The organism is Neisseria weixii (assembly GCF_002327085.1).
GTDB classification, from domain to species: Bacteria; Pseudomonadota; Gammaproteobacteria; order Burkholderiales; family Neisseriaceae; genus Neisseria; species Neisseria weixii.
On sequence record NZ_CP023429.1, the window covers coordinates 2,088,439 to 2,107,622 of the forward strand.

18 protein-coding genes and 1 pseudogene are annotated in these 19,184 nt (G+C 49.1%); 13 read left to right on the plus strand and 6 right to left on the minus strand.

Going from position 1 to position 19,184, the window contains the following annotated elements:
• Nucleotides 1–12: 12 nt before the first annotated feature.
• On the plus strand, nucleotides 13–465 hold the full coding sequence (locus CGZ65_RS10570; RefSeq protein ID WP_096295780.1) for a low molecular weight protein-tyrosine-phosphatase: 453 nt from the start codon (nucleotides 13–15) through the stop codon (nucleotides 463–465).
• A gap of 71 nt (nucleotides 466–536) precedes the next feature.
• Complete coding sequence (locus CGZ65_RS10575; RefSeq protein ID WP_096295781.1) at nucleotides 537–2,696, plus strand: polysaccharide biosynthesis tyrosine autokinase; 2,160 nt, start codon at nucleotides 537–539, stop codon at nucleotides 2,694–2,696.
• Between the two features lie 57 nt (nucleotides 2,697–2,753).
• Here the strand turns inward: CGZ65_RS10575 and queA are convergent, their stop codons facing one another.
• Nucleotides 2,754–3,797, minus strand: a complete 1,044-nt coding sequence (queA, locus tag CGZ65_RS10580) for a tRNA preQ1(34) S-adenosylmethionine ribosyltransferase-isomerase QueA (protein WP_096296179.1) — start codon at nucleotides 3,795–3,797, stop codon at nucleotides 2,754–2,756.
• A 361-nt stretch (nucleotides 3,798–4,158) separates the two neighbouring features.
• On the opposite strand from queA, the gene accB reads away from it, so the two are divergent.
• The 3 genes and pseudogenes from accB to prmA all read left to right on the plus strand — a co-directional run bounded on the left by accB (nucleotide 4,159) and on the right by prmA (nucleotide 7,146).
• Nucleotides 4,159–4,611 (plus strand): acetyl-CoA carboxylase biotin carboxyl carrier protein, encoded by a 453-nt coding sequence (gene accB, locus CGZ65_RS10585; RefSeq protein ID WP_096295782.1) that lies wholly within the window; start codon nucleotides 4,159–4,161, stop codon nucleotides 4,609–4,611.
• Nucleotides 4,612–4,733: 122 nt separating this feature from the next.
• Nucleotides 4,734–6,098, plus strand: coding sequence for an acetyl-CoA carboxylase biotin carboxylase subunit (gene accC / locus CGZ65_RS10590; protein ID WP_096296180.1), 1,365 nt, complete (start codon nucleotides 4,734–4,736; stop codon nucleotides 6,096–6,098).
• A 162-nt stretch (nucleotides 6,099–6,260) separates the two neighbouring features.
• Nucleotides 6,261–7,146, plus strand: a pseudogene (gene prmA, locus CGZ65_RS10595) (50S ribosomal protein L11 methyltransferase).
• Nucleotides 7,147–7,217: 71 nt separating this feature from the next.
• On the opposite strand, the gene CGZ65_RS10600 reads toward prmA, so the two are convergent.
• The 3 genes from CGZ65_RS10600 to CGZ65_RS10610 all read right to left on the minus strand — a co-directional run bounded on the left by CGZ65_RS10600 (nucleotide 7,218) and on the right by CGZ65_RS10610 (nucleotide 11,093).
• Nucleotides 7,218–7,838, minus strand: coding sequence for a nuclease-related domain-containing protein (locus CGZ65_RS10600; RefSeq protein ID WP_096295783.1), 621 nt, complete (start codon nucleotides 7,836–7,838; stop codon nucleotides 7,218–7,220).
• 151 nt (nucleotides 7,839–7,989) lie between these two features.
• Nucleotides 7,990–9,768 (minus strand): extracellular solute-binding protein, encoded by a 1,779-nt coding sequence (locus tag CGZ65_RS10605; protein WP_096295784.1) that lies wholly within the window; start codon nucleotides 9,766–9,768, stop codon nucleotides 7,990–7,992.
• A 65-nt stretch (nucleotides 9,769–9,833) separates the two neighbouring features.
• Nucleotides 9,834–11,093, minus strand: a complete 1,260-nt coding sequence (locus tag CGZ65_RS10610; RefSeq protein WP_096295785.1) for a YihY family inner membrane protein — start codon at nucleotides 11,091–11,093, stop codon at nucleotides 9,834–9,836.
• A gap of 103 nt (nucleotides 11,094–11,196) precedes the next feature.
• Between CGZ65_RS10610 and wrbA the strand changes: the two genes are divergently transcribed.
• From wrbA to ubiT, 8 genes are all read left to right on the plus strand, one after another.
• A complete protein-coding gene (gene wrbA, locus CGZ65_RS10615) occupies nucleotides 11,197–11,799 on the plus strand; it encodes an NAD(P)H:quinone oxidoreductase (protein WP_096295786.1) in 603 nt (200 codons plus the stop codon).
• A 127-nt stretch (nucleotides 11,800–11,926) separates the two neighbouring features.
• Nucleotides 11,927–12,244 (plus strand): nitroreductase family protein, encoded by a 318-nt coding sequence (locus tag CGZ65_RS14955; protein ID WP_332457917.1) that lies wholly within the window; start codon nucleotides 11,927–11,929, stop codon nucleotides 12,242–12,244.
• Nucleotides 12,235–12,654, plus strand: a complete 420-nt coding sequence (locus tag CGZ65_RS14960) for a nitroreductase family protein (protein WP_332457918.1) — start codon at nucleotides 12,235–12,237, stop codon at nucleotides 12,652–12,654. Before CGZ65_RS14955 ends, CGZ65_RS14960 begins: the two co-directional genes overlap by 10 nt.
• A gap of 221 nt (nucleotides 12,655–12,875) precedes the next feature.
• On the plus strand, nucleotides 12,876–13,163 hold the full coding sequence (locus CGZ65_RS10625; RefSeq protein WP_096295787.1) for an ArsR/SmtB family transcription factor: 288 nt from the start codon (nucleotides 12,876–12,878) through the stop codon (nucleotides 13,161–13,163).
• A 312-nt stretch (nucleotides 13,164–13,475) separates the two neighbouring features.
• Nucleotides 13,476–14,246 carry an exodeoxyribonuclease III gene (xth, locus tag CGZ65_RS10630; RefSeq protein WP_096295788.1) on the plus strand — a complete coding sequence of 257 codons (771 nt, stop codon included), beginning with the start codon at nucleotides 13,476–13,478 and terminating at the stop codon, nucleotides 14,244–14,246.
• Between the two features lie 333 nt (nucleotides 14,247–14,579).
• Nucleotides 14,580–15,587, plus strand: coding sequence for a ubiquinone anaerobic biosynthesis protein UbiU (gene ubiU, locus CGZ65_RS10635; RefSeq protein WP_096295789.1), 1,008 nt, complete (start codon nucleotides 14,580–14,582; stop codon nucleotides 15,585–15,587).
• 10 nt (nucleotides 15,588–15,597) lie between these two features.
• Nucleotides 15,598–16,515 carry a U32 family peptidase gene (locus CGZ65_RS10640; protein ID WP_096295790.1) on the plus strand — a complete coding sequence of 306 codons (918 nt, stop codon included), beginning with the start codon at nucleotides 15,598–15,600 and terminating at the stop codon, nucleotides 16,513–16,515.
• Complete coding sequence (gene ubiT / locus CGZ65_RS10645) at nucleotides 16,502–16,942, plus strand: ubiquinone anaerobic biosynthesis accessory factor UbiT (protein WP_096295791.1); 441 nt, start codon at nucleotides 16,502–16,504, stop codon at nucleotides 16,940–16,942. The genes CGZ65_RS10640 and ubiT overlap by 14 nt, the downstream gene beginning before the upstream one ends.
• A gap of 465 nt (nucleotides 16,943–17,407) precedes the next feature.
• On the opposite strand, the gene CGZ65_RS10650 is transcribed toward ubiT, so the two are convergent.
• Together CGZ65_RS10650 and orn are read right to left on the minus strand one after the other, a co-directional pair.
• The gene (locus CGZ65_RS10650) at nucleotides 17,408–18,469 is read right to left on the minus strand and encodes a metallophosphoesterase (RefSeq protein WP_096295792.1); all 1,062 of its coding nucleotides are present in this window, start codon (nucleotides 18,467–18,469) and stop codon (nucleotides 17,408–17,410) included.
• A 100-nt stretch (nucleotides 18,470–18,569) separates the two neighbouring features.
• A complete protein-coding gene (orn, locus tag CGZ65_RS10655; protein WP_096295793.1) occupies nucleotides 18,570–19,121 on the minus strand; it encodes an oligoribonuclease in 552 nt (183 codons plus the stop codon).
• Nucleotides 19,122–19,184 lie beyond the last annotated feature (63 nt).

The window sequence follows — 19,184 nt, forward strand, 5'->3', positions numbered from 1 at the left end:
CGATAACTGCCTATGTTTCAAAATATTTTAATTGTTTGTCATGGAAATATCTGCCGCTCGCCGACTGCCGAACGCATTTTGCAGAAAAAACTGCCCAAACATCAGATCAGTTCGGCAGGTATTCAGGCACTGACCGGAAAAGATGCCGACTTTCAAGCCATCAAAACCGCACTGAAACACGGTGTGGTTGTTGCCGGCCATACTGCGCGGCAATTAACGGTTGAGATGTGTGATAAAGCCGATTTGATTTTGGTGATGGAGCCAGAGCAAATCGACAAGGTGGCCAATATTCACCCCTCTGCCCGCAGCAAAACTATTTTGTTTGCCCAATGGTTAAATAAAAAAACAGTTCCCGACCCTTTTCGCCAAAGTCCGGAAATGTTTGAAGCCGTTTATCAGCAACTTGAAGAAGCGGCGCAAAGCTGGGCGCACAAGCTGAGCAACTCTCAGCATAACCCTTTATGACTTTGGGGTAGATGAATATTCACCAGCCATAAATTAAGATTACTTTTAAGTTTTAAAGAGAAAGTTTACTGATGACGAAACCAACAACATCAGCACCTAGCAATAACGACGAAATCGATATTAATCGTCACATACACAAACTTTGGTCGAATAGGTACAAAATCGCACTGGCCGTTTTGGCCGGCGGTGTATTGGGTGCGCTATTCAGTATGGTCTCTACGCCGGTTTATCGAGCCGATGCCATGCTGGAAATCGAAACCAAACAAAACCAGATTCTGACTGAAATCAACAGCATTTTTTCTAATGAACCATTGCCTTCTGAAGCGGAATTGGAGCTGATTCAATCGCGTTTGGTATTGGGTAAAACAGTTGACGATTTACAATTAGATCAACAAATTACCCCTAAATTCTTCCCTATTTTCGGCTCTTTGATTTACAACCTAAGCAACGATCTCAAGCCTGAACTGAAAGTCAGCACGTTTACAGCTCAAGAAGAATGGTTGAATCAGCCGATTAAACTAGCCGTACGCGACAATAAATCATTTATTTTGACCCTGCCGGATGAACGCGCTGTTGAAGGTCGTGTCGGTGTGCCGGTACGCATCAATAATGAAACCGTGTTGAAAATCGATCAGATTTTGGCCAATCCGGGTCAAGAGTTCTTACTGACCAAATTTTCGAGACCCAATGCCATCACCCACATTAAAACCAAACTGGGCGTTTCCAGCAAAGGGAAAAGCAGTCCGATTATCAATCTGACCTATACCGGCACTGATCCGAAAAAAACCAGCCTTATCTTAAACAGCATTGCGGATAATTATGTCGAACAAAACCGTGAGCGCGATATTCAAGTGGCTTCCAGCGGTTTAGCCTTTATCAGTGAAGAATTACCGCGTCTGAAAGAAACCCTGCAAGATGCGGAAAACAAACTCAATACCTATCGTGAACGTTCAGGCTCTTTGGATATTCCGTTAGAATCCAAAGGTGCGTTAGAAAGCCTGACCAGCATTGAAACCCAAATTACCATGCTGCGTACCGAAGAAGCCGGTTTGGCCGAACTCTACACACCTGAACACCCTTCTTACAAAGCCGTGCTGGATAAATTATCGGTCTTGGAAAACGCCAAAAACAAAATCAATCAGCAAATTGCCAACCTGCCCAACACGCAACAAGAAGTGATCCGCCTGACCCGCGATGTAGAAACCAATCAAGCGACTTATGTGCAATTGCTGAGCAAACAGCAAGAGTTGAACATCATGCGTGCCAGCGCCCAAGGCAATGTACGCGTGGTTGATCATGCCTATCCGCCGGAAACACCGATCGCACCACGCAAAACAGTGATTACCTTATTGAGCGCGTTGGGCGCAGGTACCTTGGCCGCATTGTGGATTCTACTGCGCGGCGGTTTGCGCAACGGCATTACTTCTTCGGAAGAAATTGAAGATTTGGATATGGAAGTGACGGCGCTGGTGCCACATTCGCCTATCCAACAGAAGCGTGACAAATTAAAAAGTAAATTTAAATCACTTGCCAATCAACCTGCTTACCTATTGGCCAATGAAGACAGCACCGACGTAGCCGTTGAAGCTGTACGCGCTTTACGTACCAATATTTACTTCTCCATGTTGGAAGCCAAAAACAACGTGCTGATGATTACCGGTGCCGCCCCGGAAGCCGGCAAATCGTTTATTTCGGCCAACTTGGCTGTGGTCATGGCTCAATCCGGCAAAAAAGTACTGGTGATTGACGCTGATATGCGCAAAGGCTATTTGCAGCAAGCCTTCGGTACCGATTCAGAGTTTGGTTTGACCCATATCCTGTCCGGCCAAGCATCGCCTGCCCAAGCAGTGCAAACCACGACCATTGAAAACTTAAGCATTATCGGCAATGGCGGCTACCCAAGTAATCCGTCTGAATTGTTGTTAGACAACCGTTTCAATGAATTGCTGGCTTATGCTCAAGCACATTTTGATTACATCATCATCGATACCCCACCGGTGTTGGCCGTGACCGATGCTTCGATTGTGGGGCAACATGCCGGCACCACCCTGATGGTGGCACGCTATGGCAACACCACTGCCAAAGAATTGGACCTCAGCGCCGACCGCTTGAAGCAAAGCAATGTTCAAATCAAAGGCGTGATCTTGAACGGCATGAAACGTGAAGACAACAGCAGCTATGATTATTATGCTTATGCCAACTATAGCAACAACGCTAAAGCAAAAAAATAACTGCTGACACAAGATCAGAGGCCGTCTGAAACGTTCAGACAGCCTTTTTATTGTGATTCAATTAGTCTTCCGTTGTTCAACGCGCCCTAAAATCATCGCATCACCATAGCTGAAAAAACGGTATTCCTGCTCAACCGCATGTTGGTACACCTCACGGATATGCTGCATACCCGACAATGCACTGACCAACATCAACAACGTTGATTTCGGCAAATGGAAATTGGTAATCAAGCGGTCAACCACATTGAAACGATAGCCCGGCGTAATGAAAATATCGGTATCGCCCTGTCCGGCTTTCAGACGGCCTGTTTCACGCGCTGCCGATTCCAGCGCCCGCATCGAGGTAGTACCGACCGACCACACCCGGTTACCGCGTGCTTTAGCCGCTTCAATCGCCGCTACCGTTTCAGACGGCACATCAAACCATTCACTGTGCATTTTATGATCGGCAATATTGTCTACACGCACCGGCTGGAACGTGCCGGCTCCCACATGCAGGGTCACTTCCGCCATTTCCACGCCTTTGGCTCTTAAAGCCGCCAGCAATTCATCGGTAAAATGCAAGCCTGCTGTCGGCGCGGCTACCGCACCCTGATGCTTGGCGTAAACCGTTTGATAGCGGCTGTCATCCTTATCATCCGCCGTGCGCTCAATATAAGGCGGCAAGGGTAAATGGCCGCTTTGCTCTAATAACTCGTAAACCGTTTGCGCGCCATCAAAACGCAAACAGAACAACTCTTCCTGCCGCTCAACCATCACCGCTTTAATACCGCCTTCAAAAATCAATTCCGTCCCCGGCTTGGGCGATTTTGACGAACGCACATGTGCCAAGGCGGTATGTTCGTCTAACACTCGCTCGATCAAGGCTTCTATTTTGCCGCCGCTGGCTTTTTGGCCGAACAAACGCGCTTTAATCACTTTGGTATTGTTGAATACCAATACATCGCCGCGTCCGACATAATCCGGCAAATCGACAAAATACGCATCGGTTATCGGCTTCTCGGGCAAAGCCGCCAGCAAACGGCTGCTGCCGCGAACTTCAGGCGGGCGTTGCGCGATTAATTTTTCAGGTAGTTCAAAGTCAAAATCAGCAATATCCATGATTTTTTTCACAATCCAAAACAGCCGTTATTATACGCATATTTCCTCTTTTCAGACGGCCTGTTTTCTTATAAAACCAACTGATTAGAATATATACTCTTATTAACAAAATCATCTCGTTCCCACTTTCCAATCTGACCATTTAACGCCCAAATGAGCGGTTTTTCGATATTTTGCTAGACATTTTGCTGTGACTTCGGGAAAATAGCTTGATTAAATTCCGGCTACGGCTGGCACATACACTATCTCATTTGTTCGTTGTCTTAATGTGAATAACGGGCAAACACAATCTGATTCAACATCACCATGTAACGTAACACGGCTCTGCAACAGACCGTCTCTAAATAAGTAAGGAACCAAAATGGATTTGCGCAAACTGAAAAAACTGATTGATTTAGTTGAAGAATCCGGTATCGCCGAAATCGAAGTCACCGAAGGCGAAGAAAAAGTCCGTATTACCCGTGCCACCGCCGCTCCGGCACCTGTTTATGCCCCAGCTCCGGTTGCCGCTCCTACCGCCGTGACCGCTGCTCCGGCTACCGCTGCCGCACCTGCCGCAGAAGCATCTGTACGCAACTTGGCTGATGCCCAAAAATCACCGATGGTCGGCACTTTCTACCGCGCCCCCGGCCCGAACGCTAAACCGTTTGTCGAAGTCGGCCAAAGCGTAAAAGCCGGTGATACCCTGTGCATCATCGAAGCCATGAAACTGATGAACGAAATCGAAGCCGAGAAATCGGGCGTGGTCAAAGAAATTCTGGTAGAAAACGCCACTCCTGTGGAATTTGGCGAACCGTTGTTTATCATCGAATAATCCGCTTTCAGACGGCCTGATAAACATAGGCCGTCTGAAACTTTACGGAACATTTGAAGCATAAACATTTTCAGACGGCCTCCTTGTTGAAAATTCCGCCTGAAAAACACAGGAAAATCATTATGTTGAACAAAGTATTAATCGCCAACCGCGGTGAAATCGCCTTGCGCGTGCTGCGTGCCTGCCGCGAAATGGGCATTGCCACCGTCGCCGTGCATTCCGAAGCTGACAAAGACAGCCTGCACGTCAAATTGGCCGACGAATCGGTATGCATTGGCCCTGCCAATTCCGCACAAAGCTACCTGAATATTCCCGCGCTGATTGCTGCTGCCGAAGTAACCGGCGCCGACGGCATTCATCCCGGCTACGGCTTCTTGGCTGAAAATGCCAATTTTGCCGAACAAGTTGAGCAATCCGGCTTTACCTTTATCGGCCCCAAAGCCGACACCATCCGCCTGATGGGTGATAAAGTTTCTGCCAAACACGCCATGATTGAAGCCGGTGTGCCTTGCGTGCCGGGCTCGGACGGCGCTCTGCCTGATGATGACGAAGAAATCCTGAAAATCGCCGATAAAGTCGGTTTCCCGGTAATTATCAAAGCATCGGGCGGCGGCGGCGGTCGCGGTATGCGCGTGGTCGAAAAAAGAGAAGACCTGATTCGCTCGGTGGAAATGACCAAAACCGAAGCCGGTGCCGCATTCGGCAATCCGATGGTGTATATGGAGCGTTACCTGCAACGTCCGCGCCACGTTGAGATTCAAGTATTGGCCGATGAACAAGGCAATGCGATTTATTTAGCCGAGCGCGATTGCTCTTTGCAACGCCGCCACCAAAAAGTCATCGAAGAAGCACCTGCACCTGGCATCACACCGGAAGAGCGTGCCAAAATCGGCCAAGCCTGTGCTGATGCCTGTAAACGCATTGGTTATCGTGGCGCTGGCACGTTTGAATTTTTGTATGAAGACGGTGAATTCTTCTTTATCGAAATGAATACCCGCGTTCAGGTCGAACACCCTGTGACCGAGCTGATTACCGGCGTGGACATCGTGCAAGAGCAAATCCGCATCGCCAGCGGCCTGCCGTTGCAATACACCCAAGACGACATCCAAATCGAAGGCCACGCCTTTGAGTGCCGCATCAACGCCGAAGACCCATACAATTTCATTCCAAGCCCGGGTTTGATTGAAAGTTGCCATTTGCCGGGCGGGTTTGGTATCCGCGTCGACAGCCACATTTACCAAGGTTACCGCATCCCGCCGTTTTACGACAGCCTGATCGGTAAAATCTGCGTGGTTGGCAAAGACCGCGCGCAGGCGATGGCGAAAATGCGCGTGGCGTTGGCCGAATTGGCTGTGACCGGCATCAAAACCAATACCCCTTTGCACCGCGATTTGTTCAAAGACGAAGGCTTTGCTCAAGGCGGTGTGAGCATTCACTATTTGGAAAAATGGTTGGAGCAACGCAAAGCCAAATTGGCTGAGAAGTAAGCGGATCAACACCAAGGCCGTCTGAAACAAAGGGAAGCTGCCCTACCGTTCAGACGGCCTTTTTCAATCCGGCTGAATCCGTTACAATAAACCCATTTTATTCATGACCGCCTGGAGAGTTGTTTCCTGTTTCAGACGGCCTATCCCCGATAAAGACCTATTATGCCATACCAACAAATTACCCTTGCCGTTAAAGACACCATTGCCGAGCCGTTGGCGGATGCCTTAATGGAACACGGCGCGCTTTCCGCCGCCATAGAAGATGCCTACGCCGGTACCGAAAACGAACAGGCCATTTTCGGCGAACCGGGTATGCCAACCGAACAAATCTGGCAGCAAAGCAAAGTGATTGTCCTGTTTGGCGAAAACGACGATGCTGCTGCGGTGGTCGAAACCGCCACAAAAGCCTGTGGTTTGAACGACCTAAACTACACCACTGAAATCTTGGAAGACCAAGACTGGGTGCGCTTAACCCAAGCCCAATTCGACCCGATTCAGATTTCCGACAGGCTGTGGATTACCCCTTCCTGGCACGATGCCCCGATGAAAACGCCGTCAACCTGCAGCTCGACCCCGGCTTGGCCTTCGTACCGGCAGCCATCCGACCACCCGTCTGTGCCTGCAATGGCTGGATGCACAATTAAAAGGCGGCGAAAGCGTATTGGATTACGGCTGCGGCTCGGGCATTTTAGCGATTGCCGCATTGAAATTGGGCGCAGGTTCGGCGGTGGGTGTGGATATTGACGAACAAGCCATTCGCGCCAGCAAAGCCAATGCCGGCCAAAACAATGTGCAAGCGCAATTCTATCTGCCGGATAGCGTGCCTGAAGGTCAGTTTGATGTAGTTGTCGCCAACATTTTGGCCAACCCTTTGCGTATGCTCGGCGAAATGCTGGCCGACCGCACCAAACCGGGCGGACGCATTATTTTATCGGGCTTGTTAGACGAACAAATAGAAGAATTAAGCGAAATTTACGGTCAATGGTTCGACATCGAACCTACCGAAATCGATGAAGGCTGGGCACGTTTAAGCGGCGTGAAGCGTTAATGGATTCAATCAAAAGGCCGTCTGAAAGATAAACTTTCAGACGGCCTTTCATCGTTCACTCATTCTCTTGCTTAAGCACTCAAGCCTATGCGTTTAAACACCACATCAAATTCACTGGTTTCCAATGCTGCGCGAATCTCGACAATTTCTTCATCCGTAAATACCACTTCATCATATTGCGCGACAAATTCTTTAAAATCGCTGATGTCCAACACATTATCCGGCATCATGGTTTGAAAATAGCAATACTTCGGAAACACCACCACCGAATAAAACATTTTCTGCGACACCGACAATTGATCCGACAATACCTGAATATATTGCTGATTTTTCAACAATGGATTTTCAAATTTGGCTTGATTCTTATGCAACTTGCTCGTCCACATACCGCTGCCGTCGTCACCCTCGATCCTTCCCTGCTGATTCGGTGTATTGACCACAAAAATACCGAAACGCGACACATATACGCAATCAATTTGCTCATGCTCGCCACCACAGTACACATCCAAATTAGGAAAAGCGTGATAAGTTCTGGGATCCAATAAGCATTTGGCACGCACATTCACGGAAAAACGCGCGGTAAAATTTCTCGACCAACGGGTTTTCGCTAAAACGACCAACAAAACCACCGGTATCGCCCACCATAGAAGATAAACAAACAGGCCGTCTGAAAGATTAAAAGAAGCATTCATTGCATTTTCCACGTAATAATATTTATTGGTTTAAGCAGCACTTATTCATGCTGCATTTTTTCCCATTATTATAAACCAAATGATATTATTTACAATAGAAAATAACCGCCCATCAGTATTTTTTGCCTCTTATCAGCAGGCTCCAATCACCTTACGGCTTTATCCATGCAGAACTGAGCGCCCAATCAAGCGGACTGTAATATTTCGGCAAGGTACTCGGAATACCCAGATTATTGAGGTAAACCACGCGATAACGGTCGCTGAACCAATTGGGCACAACAATATATTGATGGCGCAATACCCGGTCCAAAGCACGGGCAGAGACGATCAATTCTTCACGGCTGCTGAAATTTTCAAAGCGTTTCAGCAACGCATCCACCGCCGGGTCACACACGCCCGCCCAGTTGCGGCTGCCTTCGGTTTTGGCTGCTTCACAACCGAAGTAATTAAACTGCTCGTTGCCCGGACTTTCACTGTTGGCGTACACCACAATCGTCATGTCGTAGTCAAATGCATTCATGCGCTTTTGAAACACAGCCGGGTCGGCGATGCGTATGTTCATGCCCACGCCGATTTTGGCCAAGTCACGCTGCCATTTGGCGGTCACACGCTCATAGGTTTTGCTCGGGCTTAAAAATTCAAACACCAGCGGCCTGCCCTGTTTGTCCACCAGCTTGCCGTTTTGATAACGGTAACCCGCTTTCAGCAGCAAGGTTCGCGCTTTCAAAAGCTGCGGACGGACACCGATTTGCGGATTCACCACCGGCGGCTGCGGCACATTTTGCGTAAACACCGCCTGCGGCAACTGCGTTTTCACCGTATTCAACAATGCCAATTCCGCGCCGCTTGGTTTGCCCGTCGCTGCCATGGCGCTGTTGGTGAAAAAGCTGTTGCTGCGCCGATAAGTGCCGTAAAAGAGCTTGGTATTGGTGTTTTCAAAATCAAAACTCTCCACCATCGCTTGGCGCACCAAAACATCGTCAAAAGGCTTGCGGCGCTGGTTCATCACAAAGCCCTGCATACCGGCGGTATTGCCGTGTTGCCACTCATGTTTGCTCAAGCCGCGCTTTTTCAATATATCGTCAGGATAGGCGCGCGCCCAATTGCGGGCGATGTTTTCCTGCACAAAATCATACCGCCCTCCCTTAATGCCTTCGATGCGCACGCTGTCATCTTTAAAATATCGGAAGCGCACGGTATCGAAGTTGTACCGCCCTTTACGTACCGGCAAATCCTTTGCCCAATAATTTTTATCACGCCGGTATTCGCTCAGGCGGCCGCTGTCGGCGCGGGAAAAACGGTAAGGGCCGGAGCCGATGGGCATAGTGTTGGCCGCAGCCGCCAAACCTTGCGGATAGCTTTTGTGTGAAAACACCGGCAGTTCGCCCAAAATCATGTGTAATTCGGCGTTTTTCTTCTTGAATCGGAACACCACCGTACGCGCGGCAGGCGTTTCCACTTTGGCGACATCGCTCCAATAAAATCTATACATCGGCGCGGCCGCTTTGTCTTGTGTCAAGGTGTTGAACGAAGCGGCCACGTCTTTGGCCAATACTGGCTCACCGTTGTGAAAACGTGCTTTCGGATTGAGCTTAAACGTGACCGACAGGCCGTCTGAAGCCAAGCTGACGTCTTCTGCCAACAAGCCATACATGGCAAACGGCTCATCCAAGCTTTTTTCCATCAGCGTATCCAGCGTCAAGGTGGCCACGCCCGCTTCATGGTCGCCCTTGAGCGTAAACGGATTGAGCGTGTCAAATCCGCCCTGCACCGGCAACGTAAACGTCCCGCCTTTGGGCGCATTCAGGTTCACATAATCAAAGGCTTTGAAATGCGGTGGATATTTAGGCGGCTGCCCCAAACCCAAACCGTGGGCGGCAAACGCTGAAGACGTGGCAAGCATGAGTGAGACAAAAGCGGTGATTTTCATGGCGGATTTAAGTGAGAAGTCGTGAAGGCCGTCTGAAAAGAAAATATTTTCAGACGGCCTGAATATTAAATATCGTCAAAAATTTTCTTTAAGGCGGCAACGGATTTATCGTGATTATCCGTGTGCACGCGGAATTCGGCCAAAGTCATGTTCATGGTTTTCACGCAAGGCTGCATGATTTGATCGACCGCAGCGTTAACTTTGTCTTTCTTCATATACGACGGGCTGTACACAAAAATCTTAAACAATTCGGCCAAATCGATTTTATCCGCACTGGTTTTCAACACCCAGCCCTGCTTGCCCGCATAGACATAGCCGTGTCGTGCCAGCTTTTCCAAAAGCTCACCCAATTCGTCATAGCCCATATTGATATGCGCACGCAATTCCTGCACCGGCATGGCTTTGCCTTCTTGCTGCGCCGCATCGAGCAACAACAAAATTTTCAACACATCATCAAAACGGCCGGAGGAATCGAAATTGCGGCGAAAAGCATTATCGCGCCAATACGACAACGAAGACGTCAACACCGCACCGGCCAATACCATCGACCAGAGCAGATTCAACCACACTAAGAAAAACGGAATCGCCGCAAACGCGCCGTAAATCGATTTATAGCCGTCAAAATTACTCATATACCACGCAAAAATATAGCGTGCAATCTGCAAAGCAAACGCTGTCACCACCGCACCGATTAAAGCGTGTTTGGCCGGCACAAAGCGGTGCGGCACAAAGCGGTAAAGCGCGCACAGCAAGGCTGTGCTGAAGAACAAAGACATCAAAAATCTGACCGCTTCGGCCAATACCGGCGAAATGTATTCCAAGCCCAAGCCGTTTACCGCGCCGACAATCAGCGACAAACTGACACCCAGCGACAAGGGGCCAAACGTCAATAATGCCCAATACACCAAAAATTGGCGCACCAACGGACGCTGGGTATGCACATTCCAAATACGGTTGAACGCGCTGTCGATGGTTTGCACCAACATCAGAGAGGTCACAAACAACATCACGCTGCCAATGGCGGTCAGTTTGCTGGCCTTGTCTTTAAACTGATTCAGGTATTCGAACACCACATCCGCACCCTGCGGCACGATCATGCGGTTGATAAATCCGACAAAAGATGCCGTCCACTGGTCAAATACCGGAAAAGCCGACACCACCACCAGCATCACCGTCAATACCGGCACCAAGGCCAACAGCGTGGTAAAAGTCAGACTCGATGCCACTTGCGGCACGCGTTCATTATTAAAGCGGTCAAACACAAACATCAAAAATCCGACCACTTTATTTTCCAACAAGCCTTGCCACCATTTTAAAAACGGCATACTCTTTTCCTTAATGTATTGTATGATGATGATTTTTCAGACGGCCTTCCCTTTAGGCCGTCTGAAAAGCAGTTTGATTAAGCCATTGTAACGGAATTACGCCATGAACCCAACTTCCCTCAACATTTTAGTTTTGTTCTACAGCCAAAACGGCAGCACGCTCAACCTCGCCCGCCAAATCGCCCGCGGCATCGAAAGCGTGGCCGGCTGCGAAGCCGTGTTGCGTACCGTGCCGAAAGTTTCCACCGTGTGCGAAGCGGTAGAAAGCGACATCCCCGACAGCGGCGCCCCTTACGCCACCGCCGATGATTTGAAAAACTGCGCCGGCTTGGCATTGGGCAGCCCTACCCGTTTCGGCAACATGGCCGCCGCCATGAAATACTTTATCGACGGCACGATTCCGCAATGGCTGGGGGCAGAATTATCCGGTAAACCGGCCACCGTGTTCACCAGCAGCAGCTCCCTGCACGGCGGCCAAGAATCCACCCTGCTCACCATGATGCTGCCGCTTCTGCATCACGGCATGGTCATCAGCGGCATTCCGTACAGCGAAACCGCCCTCAGCCACACCCAAAGCGGCGGCACGCCCTACGGTGCCTCGCATGTCACCGGACACAACGGCAACGCGGCATTAAGCGCCGATGAAAACGAATTGGCTTTTGCACAAGGCAAACGTTTGGCCGAACTGGCATTGAAATTGGCGTAAACCGGTTAACAGTAACTTTTTACATTTTCACCAACCCATCCGGAAAACACCACACCAAGGCCGTCTGAAAATCATCATCCCCCTTTCAGACGGCCTCAGCACACCTAATCAAATAGAAAGGAAAATTATGACTTTACCCAGCAAACCCGTCATCGAAACTGCCTTAGCACACCGATCTATCCGCAAGTTTACCGATGAGCCCATCAGCAGCGAACAACTCACCGCCATTTTGAACGCAGGCCGTGCCGGTTCGACCTCCAACTTTTTCCAAAGCACCCACATCATCCGCGTGACCGACCCCGAAGTGCGCACACAAATCCGAGACATCGGCCGCGCTTTAAGTAGCATCGACACCTGCGCCGAACTGCTGATTTTCTGTTTCGACTTCGCCAAACACCAATCCTTCGCCCTGAATCACAACTGGATTGGACGGAAATGGTATTAATCGGTGCCGTCGATTGCGGCATCATCGCACAAAACGTGATGCTGGCGGCCGAATCACTGGGCTTGGGCGGCGTGTATCTGGGCTACATCCGCAACGACATCAACCGCACCGCCGAAATCTTGAAGCTGCCGAAATACGTTGTACCGATGTTCGGCATGGCGCTCGGCCATCCGGCACAAGACCCGATGCTGCGTCCGCGTTTGCCGCTGGAAGCCATGGTTTCCGAAAACCACTATCAGCCGATTGACAGCCAAGTACTGGCCGATTACCGCGCCCTTACCCGCGCTTATTATCAAGAACGCAGCAAAATGGACACCGACTGGGCCGAGCAAATGACCGAATCGCTCAAAGGCGGAATCCGCCCTGAAATTCTGCCGTTTTTGCACAAACAAGGTTTTGCCCGAAAATAAGCGTTGAATCCACGCCAAGGCCGTCTGAAATATTTCAGACGGCCTTTAATTCTATTATTAACAATTCTTTACGATATTTTAAACTCAGCAAATCGGAAAGCACAATTTTGATGTTAAACTCAATCAAAACAGGCGGTTCGGCATCAAAATAACCGAAAAAAGAATGACTATCTTTTCACCTTTTACAGCCACATCCACTCCACCGGACACAAAGCACAACCATGGAAAACCAACGTCTCTCAACCCTATTAAAACTCATCGCCCAGCCCGAGCGCATGAGTATTCTGTTTCTCTTGCTCGAAGGCGATCGCAATGTCAATGAACTATGCGCCGCCACCGGCCAACATGCCACCACCGTGTCCAATCATTTAGCCAAACTGCGTAGCGAAGGCTTGGTCGAATTCACCCGCTACCACCGCGTGCTTGAATACCGCTTGATTTCCGATGAAGCCGCCGTGATTTTGCACACGCTCAAAAGCCTGAAACAAACCGGCCAACAAGCTGCCTGAGACCTTTGCAAAATTTCCTGAAAAGCCACTGCACAAAGAACCGACGTCATTCCCGCGCAGGCGGGAATCCATCTTAAAATTTCAGAAACTTATTTTATTCAATAGTTTTCCATGCTCAAAAATGGACTTACGCCTATGCTGAAATAACGGTTGTTTTGGTTTTTATGGGTGATTTATGAGGTTTTGCAAAGGTCTCTGCCTGAGTTTAAATCCCACCAAAATCAATGCTAAAATAGCGCGGTTTATCAGCCCACCGCGCTGTTTTTTCGGCCAAATCTTTCAGACGGCCTATTATCCACACACGGAATCCCCATGAAAATCACGACCTGGAATGTCAATTCCCTCAACGTACGCCTGCCGCAAGTACAAAACTGGCTGGCCGAACACCAACCCGATGTCTTGGCCTTGCAAGAACTGAAACTCGACCAAGACAAATACCCCGTCGCCGCGCTGCAAATGATGGGTTGGCATACCGTTTGGAGCGGCCAAAAAACCTACAACGGCGTGGCGATTATCAGCCGCACCGAACCGCAGGATGTCCACACCGGTCTGCCCAACCTGCCCGACGACCCGCAACGGCGCGTGATTGCCGCCACTATCAACGGCGTGCGCGTGATTAATGTTTACTGCGTCAACGGCGAAGCCCTCGACAGCCCGAAATTCCAATATAAAGAACAATGGTTTGCCGCGCTCAACGAATTTGTGCGCGACGAACTGGCCCGCCATGAAAAATTGGTTTTGCTCGGGGATTTCAACATCGCCCCGGCCGATGCCGACTGCTACGATCCGGAAAAATGGCATGAAAAAATCCATTGCTCAAGCATCGAGCGTCAATGGTTCCAAAACCTGCTCAACTTAGACTTAACCGACAGTCTGCGCCAAATCCATCCCGAAGGTGCGTTTTACACATGGTTCGACTACCGCGGCGCCATGTTCCAACGCGGCTTAGGCTTACGCATCGACCACCTGCTGATTTCCCCGGCCTTGTCTGCCGTGTTGCAAGACGTAGCAGTCGACTTGGCCGCCCGCGGGCAAGAGCGCCCGAGCGACCATGCGCCGGTGACGGCGGTGTTTGATTTGTAACTAATTGATTGGGTAAACGAAAGGCCGTCTGAAAATGATTTTTCAGACGGCCTTTTATTCAAATCCAACCCAAACAAGATACTATTATTGTAAAAATTTATAAATATAATAGCCAATTTCTTTCAGCACAACGTTTTTCTAATTTTCGTAACCTATTGAAAACATATTTAAATATTCGTCCCTTCTTTAATCCAACATGAACAAACAGCCAAAACCAAAAAAATCAGCTTGATTTAAATCAGAACATATTGTGCTTTTTATACATAAAATCCGCCCTGTCATACCAGATATTGATTTCAAACCAAAGTTACGACAATGAGCAAGGAGCACAATATGCAGAAAATTCCGGAACTGGTCTGCCCGGCTGGCAATTTACCTGCCTTAAAAACAGCGATTGATAATGGCGCAGACACCGTTTATATGGGACTCAAAAATGCCACGAATGCTCGAAATTTTCCGGGCTTGAATTTTGATATGAAATCTGCAATGCAAGGGGTTTCCTATGCTCATGAGCGCGGGCGGCAGGTATTAATGGCCATCAATACCTTTGCTCAAGCCGGGCAATCCGAACAGTGGCAAAAAGCCATCGATACGGCGGTACAACTGAGAACTGATGCCGTTATTGTTGCCGACCCGGCACTGATGGCTTATGCCGCCGATAAATATCCTGATTTACGGTTGCATATGTCTGTCCAAGGCTCCGCGACCAATTACGAAGCCATCAACCTGATGAAAGATTTGTTTGACATCCGCCGAGTCGTTTTGCCCCGTGTTTTGACAATTGATCAGGTAAAACATGTTATCGAACATACCGATGTCGAAATCGAGGTATTCGGTTTTGGCAGCCTGTGTGTGATGGTTGAAGGCCGCTGTATTTTATCCAGCTATGCTACCGGCGAATCGCCCAATATGCAGGGAGTGTGTTCTCCGGCGAAATCGGTTCGCTGGGAACAAAAACCAGACCGCATGGATGTGCGTTTAAACCATATATTGATTGATCAATTCAATCCGAACGAACCGGCCGGCTACCCGACTTTGTGCAAAGGCCGCTTTGAAGTGAATGATGAAACCTATTACGCATTAGAAGAACCGACCAGTCTGAATGTACTGGAAATGTTGCCGCAATTAATCGATATCGGCGTCAGTGCCGTCAAAATTGAAGGCCGCCAACGCAGTCCGATGTACACGGCACAAGTGACGAAAGCCATGCGGCAAGCTTTGGATGCGGCGGCAGCCGATAAGAAACATTTCCGTATCCAACCTGCTTGGAGCAATGCTTTGGGTAAAGTCTCTGAAGGCAGCCAAACAACTTTAGGGGCATATAGCCGTCCGTGGAAATAGGATAAACCGTATGAGCAAATTAAAATTATCATTAGGCCCTGTATTGTTTTTCTGGCAAAAAGAAACTCTGCTGGAGTTTTATACAACCATGCTGGATGCCCCGCTCGATACCATTTATCTTGGAGAAGTCGTGTGTTCGCGCCGACAAAAAATGCGCTTTTCGGACTGGTTCGGCTTGGCAGAAGACTTGGCAGACAGCGGTAAAGAAATTATTTTATCTTCACAGGTTTTACTGGAAAGTGAATCCGATTTAAAACGCTTGCGCAAAATTGCCGGGCAAGGAAAATTTAAAATTGAAGCCAACGATATGGGTGCTGTCAAACTGGTTCGCGAACACGGCATACCGTTTGTAGCCGGCGCCAGCCTCAATATCTATAACGACACTACCCTGACATTATTTAAAAATTTAGGCGCATACCGCTGGTTGGCTCCTGCAGAATTGAGTCGGGAAAAATTGGCTGCGATTACTTCTGCAACAAACGGTATTGAAACCGAAGTATTCGCATGGGGGAAAATGCCGCTGGCCTATTCATCCCGCTGTTTTACTGCCCGCCATTACAATCTGAATAAAGACAGCTGCGAATTCCGCTGCTTGGATTACGATCACGGCATGACCATGAATACCCGTGAAGGCCAGCCTTTTTTAACCATTAATGGGATTCAGACCATGTCTTACTGCTGCCAGAACCTATTGCCGCACCATCAAGACATGGCGGCCATCGGTATAGACATACTGCGTTTGTCGCCGCAAATAACCGGTATGGCAGAGATTGTTCAAATTCATCGTGACGTTACAGACGGCATATTGTCTTTAAACGAGGCTCTGCCCGAATTGAAACGTTTATCAACCGGAACTTTGGTCGATGGATATTGGTTTGGCCAGCCGGGAATTGAAGCCGTGAAGGAGAAATATTATGGTGCTGCCTGAAATCATCTTGCCGCAATGGCTGGGAAAATTGGTAGGCAAGTTACCCGCCAAGCCGCCCCGCGTTATATTGGTCACCGCCTTAAACGCCATGCTGGCTAAAGAACTGCTGCCGGCCGATATGAGCCTTTTTGCCGGAAGAAAGTTTGAAATCGATGTATTGGATGCCGGTGTGAAAATCCGATTTGGTGCCAATGAAGAAAAATTTATTGCAGACGCTTTTGAGGGAGCGCCCGATTTACGTTTGGCCGCCAATGGTGTTGATTTTATGCGCATGATTATGCGTGAGGAAGACCCGGATACATTATTTTTCAAACGCAAATTACAAATTGAAGGCGATACGGAGCTGGGTCTGATAACCAAAAACCTGCTTGATAGTGTTGATTGGCCGCTTAGCCGTTGGTTTCTCAATCGTGATATGCCACAATAGAATCATCTTAACATGATGATTAGCAAACATCAGGCCGTGACCTTTGCAAAACTGCCTGAAAAGCCACTGCACAAAGAATCGACGTCATTCGCGCACAGGCGGGAATGACGGCTGTTTGGGTTTTTATTGGTGGTTTATGAGGTTTTGCAAAGGTCTCAGGTGTAGAAAATCCTAGCGTTGTTTACACTTTTGCTTTTTTGCTTGAAGACCCATTTTGGGATTTTCGAGTGTTGTCAAGAATGCCGAAAGGCACGGCAACGCCGCATGGTTCTTGATAATGCTCAACAATCCTAAAACAATCATTTAGGCAGAAAATAAAAGCTGTTTTGCATAAAAAGTGTAAACAACCCGACAATTTCCTACATCTCAGGCCGTCTGAAAATCATTTTTCAGACGGCCTACATCCATTCATCGACGCATTTTTTCACTTAATCAAACATTCAATCAGCCAACAGATAAAAGCGGCTATTTATCCGTCGCCACCACTTCCCCATCATCAAACATCAAAGTCCGCTCCGGCCAACACAGCGCCGCCAAGCGGAATTGCTGCGGCGGATATTTTTCGGGAAACTTGCGCACGCGCCAACTGGCGCCGATAGAGAAATCCACGCAAAACACGTTGTTTTTCGCGCCGTGCCATGCCGTCGGTTGCGTAGGTAGAAGATTACGTTCGGCGGCAACGGTGTTCGGATCCGGCTGCCAAGTGCGCCAATAATGGCCGATGACCACCGGCACGTCTTCCCGATAATCTTCCCACCACGGGCAGCGGCCGGTACCGCGCCAACGCCCTCCGGCATAAAACAATTCCGACACCAATTTTTCCACGCCGCTGGTCAAGGCACGCAAAGGGTGCGCTTTACCACGGGCAAAATCATATTGTGCAGTAGCCGGCATCGGCGGTGGCGCCTGGTCGGGATTTTCCGCCAATTCCGCATAATGCTGCTGTTCGTAGCGGTAATCTTCATACCATGAGGCCGTCTGAAGCTGCTGTTTCAATTCTTGGTCAAAACGGTGGTATTGCGTGACCAAATCTTCGCCACGCGCCTGTGCGTCGTCCAAACGTGGGAACATTTCCGGCAACCACGCAGCATGAATGATGCGGATATCGGCGCGTTCGCAAATAATCGGTTGCTCGGCCAGCCATGCGGTGAACTCGTTTTTTTCCGCTTCATCGGCACGCCGCCACGGCGCATAGTTGACTCCGTCTTTTTCCGCGCGTGAATCAAAAAGCCAGCCTGAACCGTCTTTGCGATCATCCACCAAAAGATTCAATTCGTGATTACCGAGCGCCACATAGGCCAGGCCTTGCTCTTGCGCGCGTTTTACCCATTTCAACACCGCCGGGCTGTCCGGCCCGCGGTCACACAAATCGCCGACAAACACCAGCCTGCGCCCACCGGGATGGCGGCCTTCTGAATCGTAGCCTAAATGGCGCAACAGGTTTTGCAGTGCGGTAAATTCACCGTGCACATCGCCGACAATATCCAGCGGCGTATCGGGTAAGGTTTGGCGGTATCGGTAGGTCATAGGCAATCATTTTATCAATAGTGTAACGATTGTAGCGCAGTTTGATGTCTGAATGATAAAAGGCCGTCTGAAACTGAAACATTCAGACGGCCTGTTCAAACTATTGCGGCAATTTCAAAAAATGCTCGCGGTAATAACGCATTTCTTCAATGCTTTCCAAAATATCATCCAAAGCCTGGTGCGAACCGTGTTTTACCACGCCTTTGGCCATAGTCGGATGCCAACGTTTGGCCAGCTCTTTCAAAGTAGACACATCAAGATTGCGGTAATGGAAATATGCTTCCAAGCGCGGCATGTATTTCACCATAAAACGGCGGTCTTGATGAATGGTGTTGCCGCACATCGGCGTGGCTTTTTCCGGAATCCATTCGGCCATAAAATCGAGTAATTTCTGCTCAACTTCCGCTTCGGTGTAGCTTGACTCGCGCACCCGTTGGATCAAACCTGTGCGGCCGTGTGTCGCCGTGTTCCATTCGTCCATCGCGTTCAACACCTCATCGCTTTGATGAATGGCATACACTTCCGACTGCGCCAACACATTCAAATCTTGGTCGGTGATAATCATCGCCACTTCGATGATTTTGTCGGTTTCGGGATAGAGGCCGGTCATTTCCATGTCGAGCCAACAGAGATTGTTTGCGTTTTGAGTCATTTCAGACGGCCTTTTGTATTGAATTGCCGTTATTATAAGTGATTTCATCATACCATTGAAGAA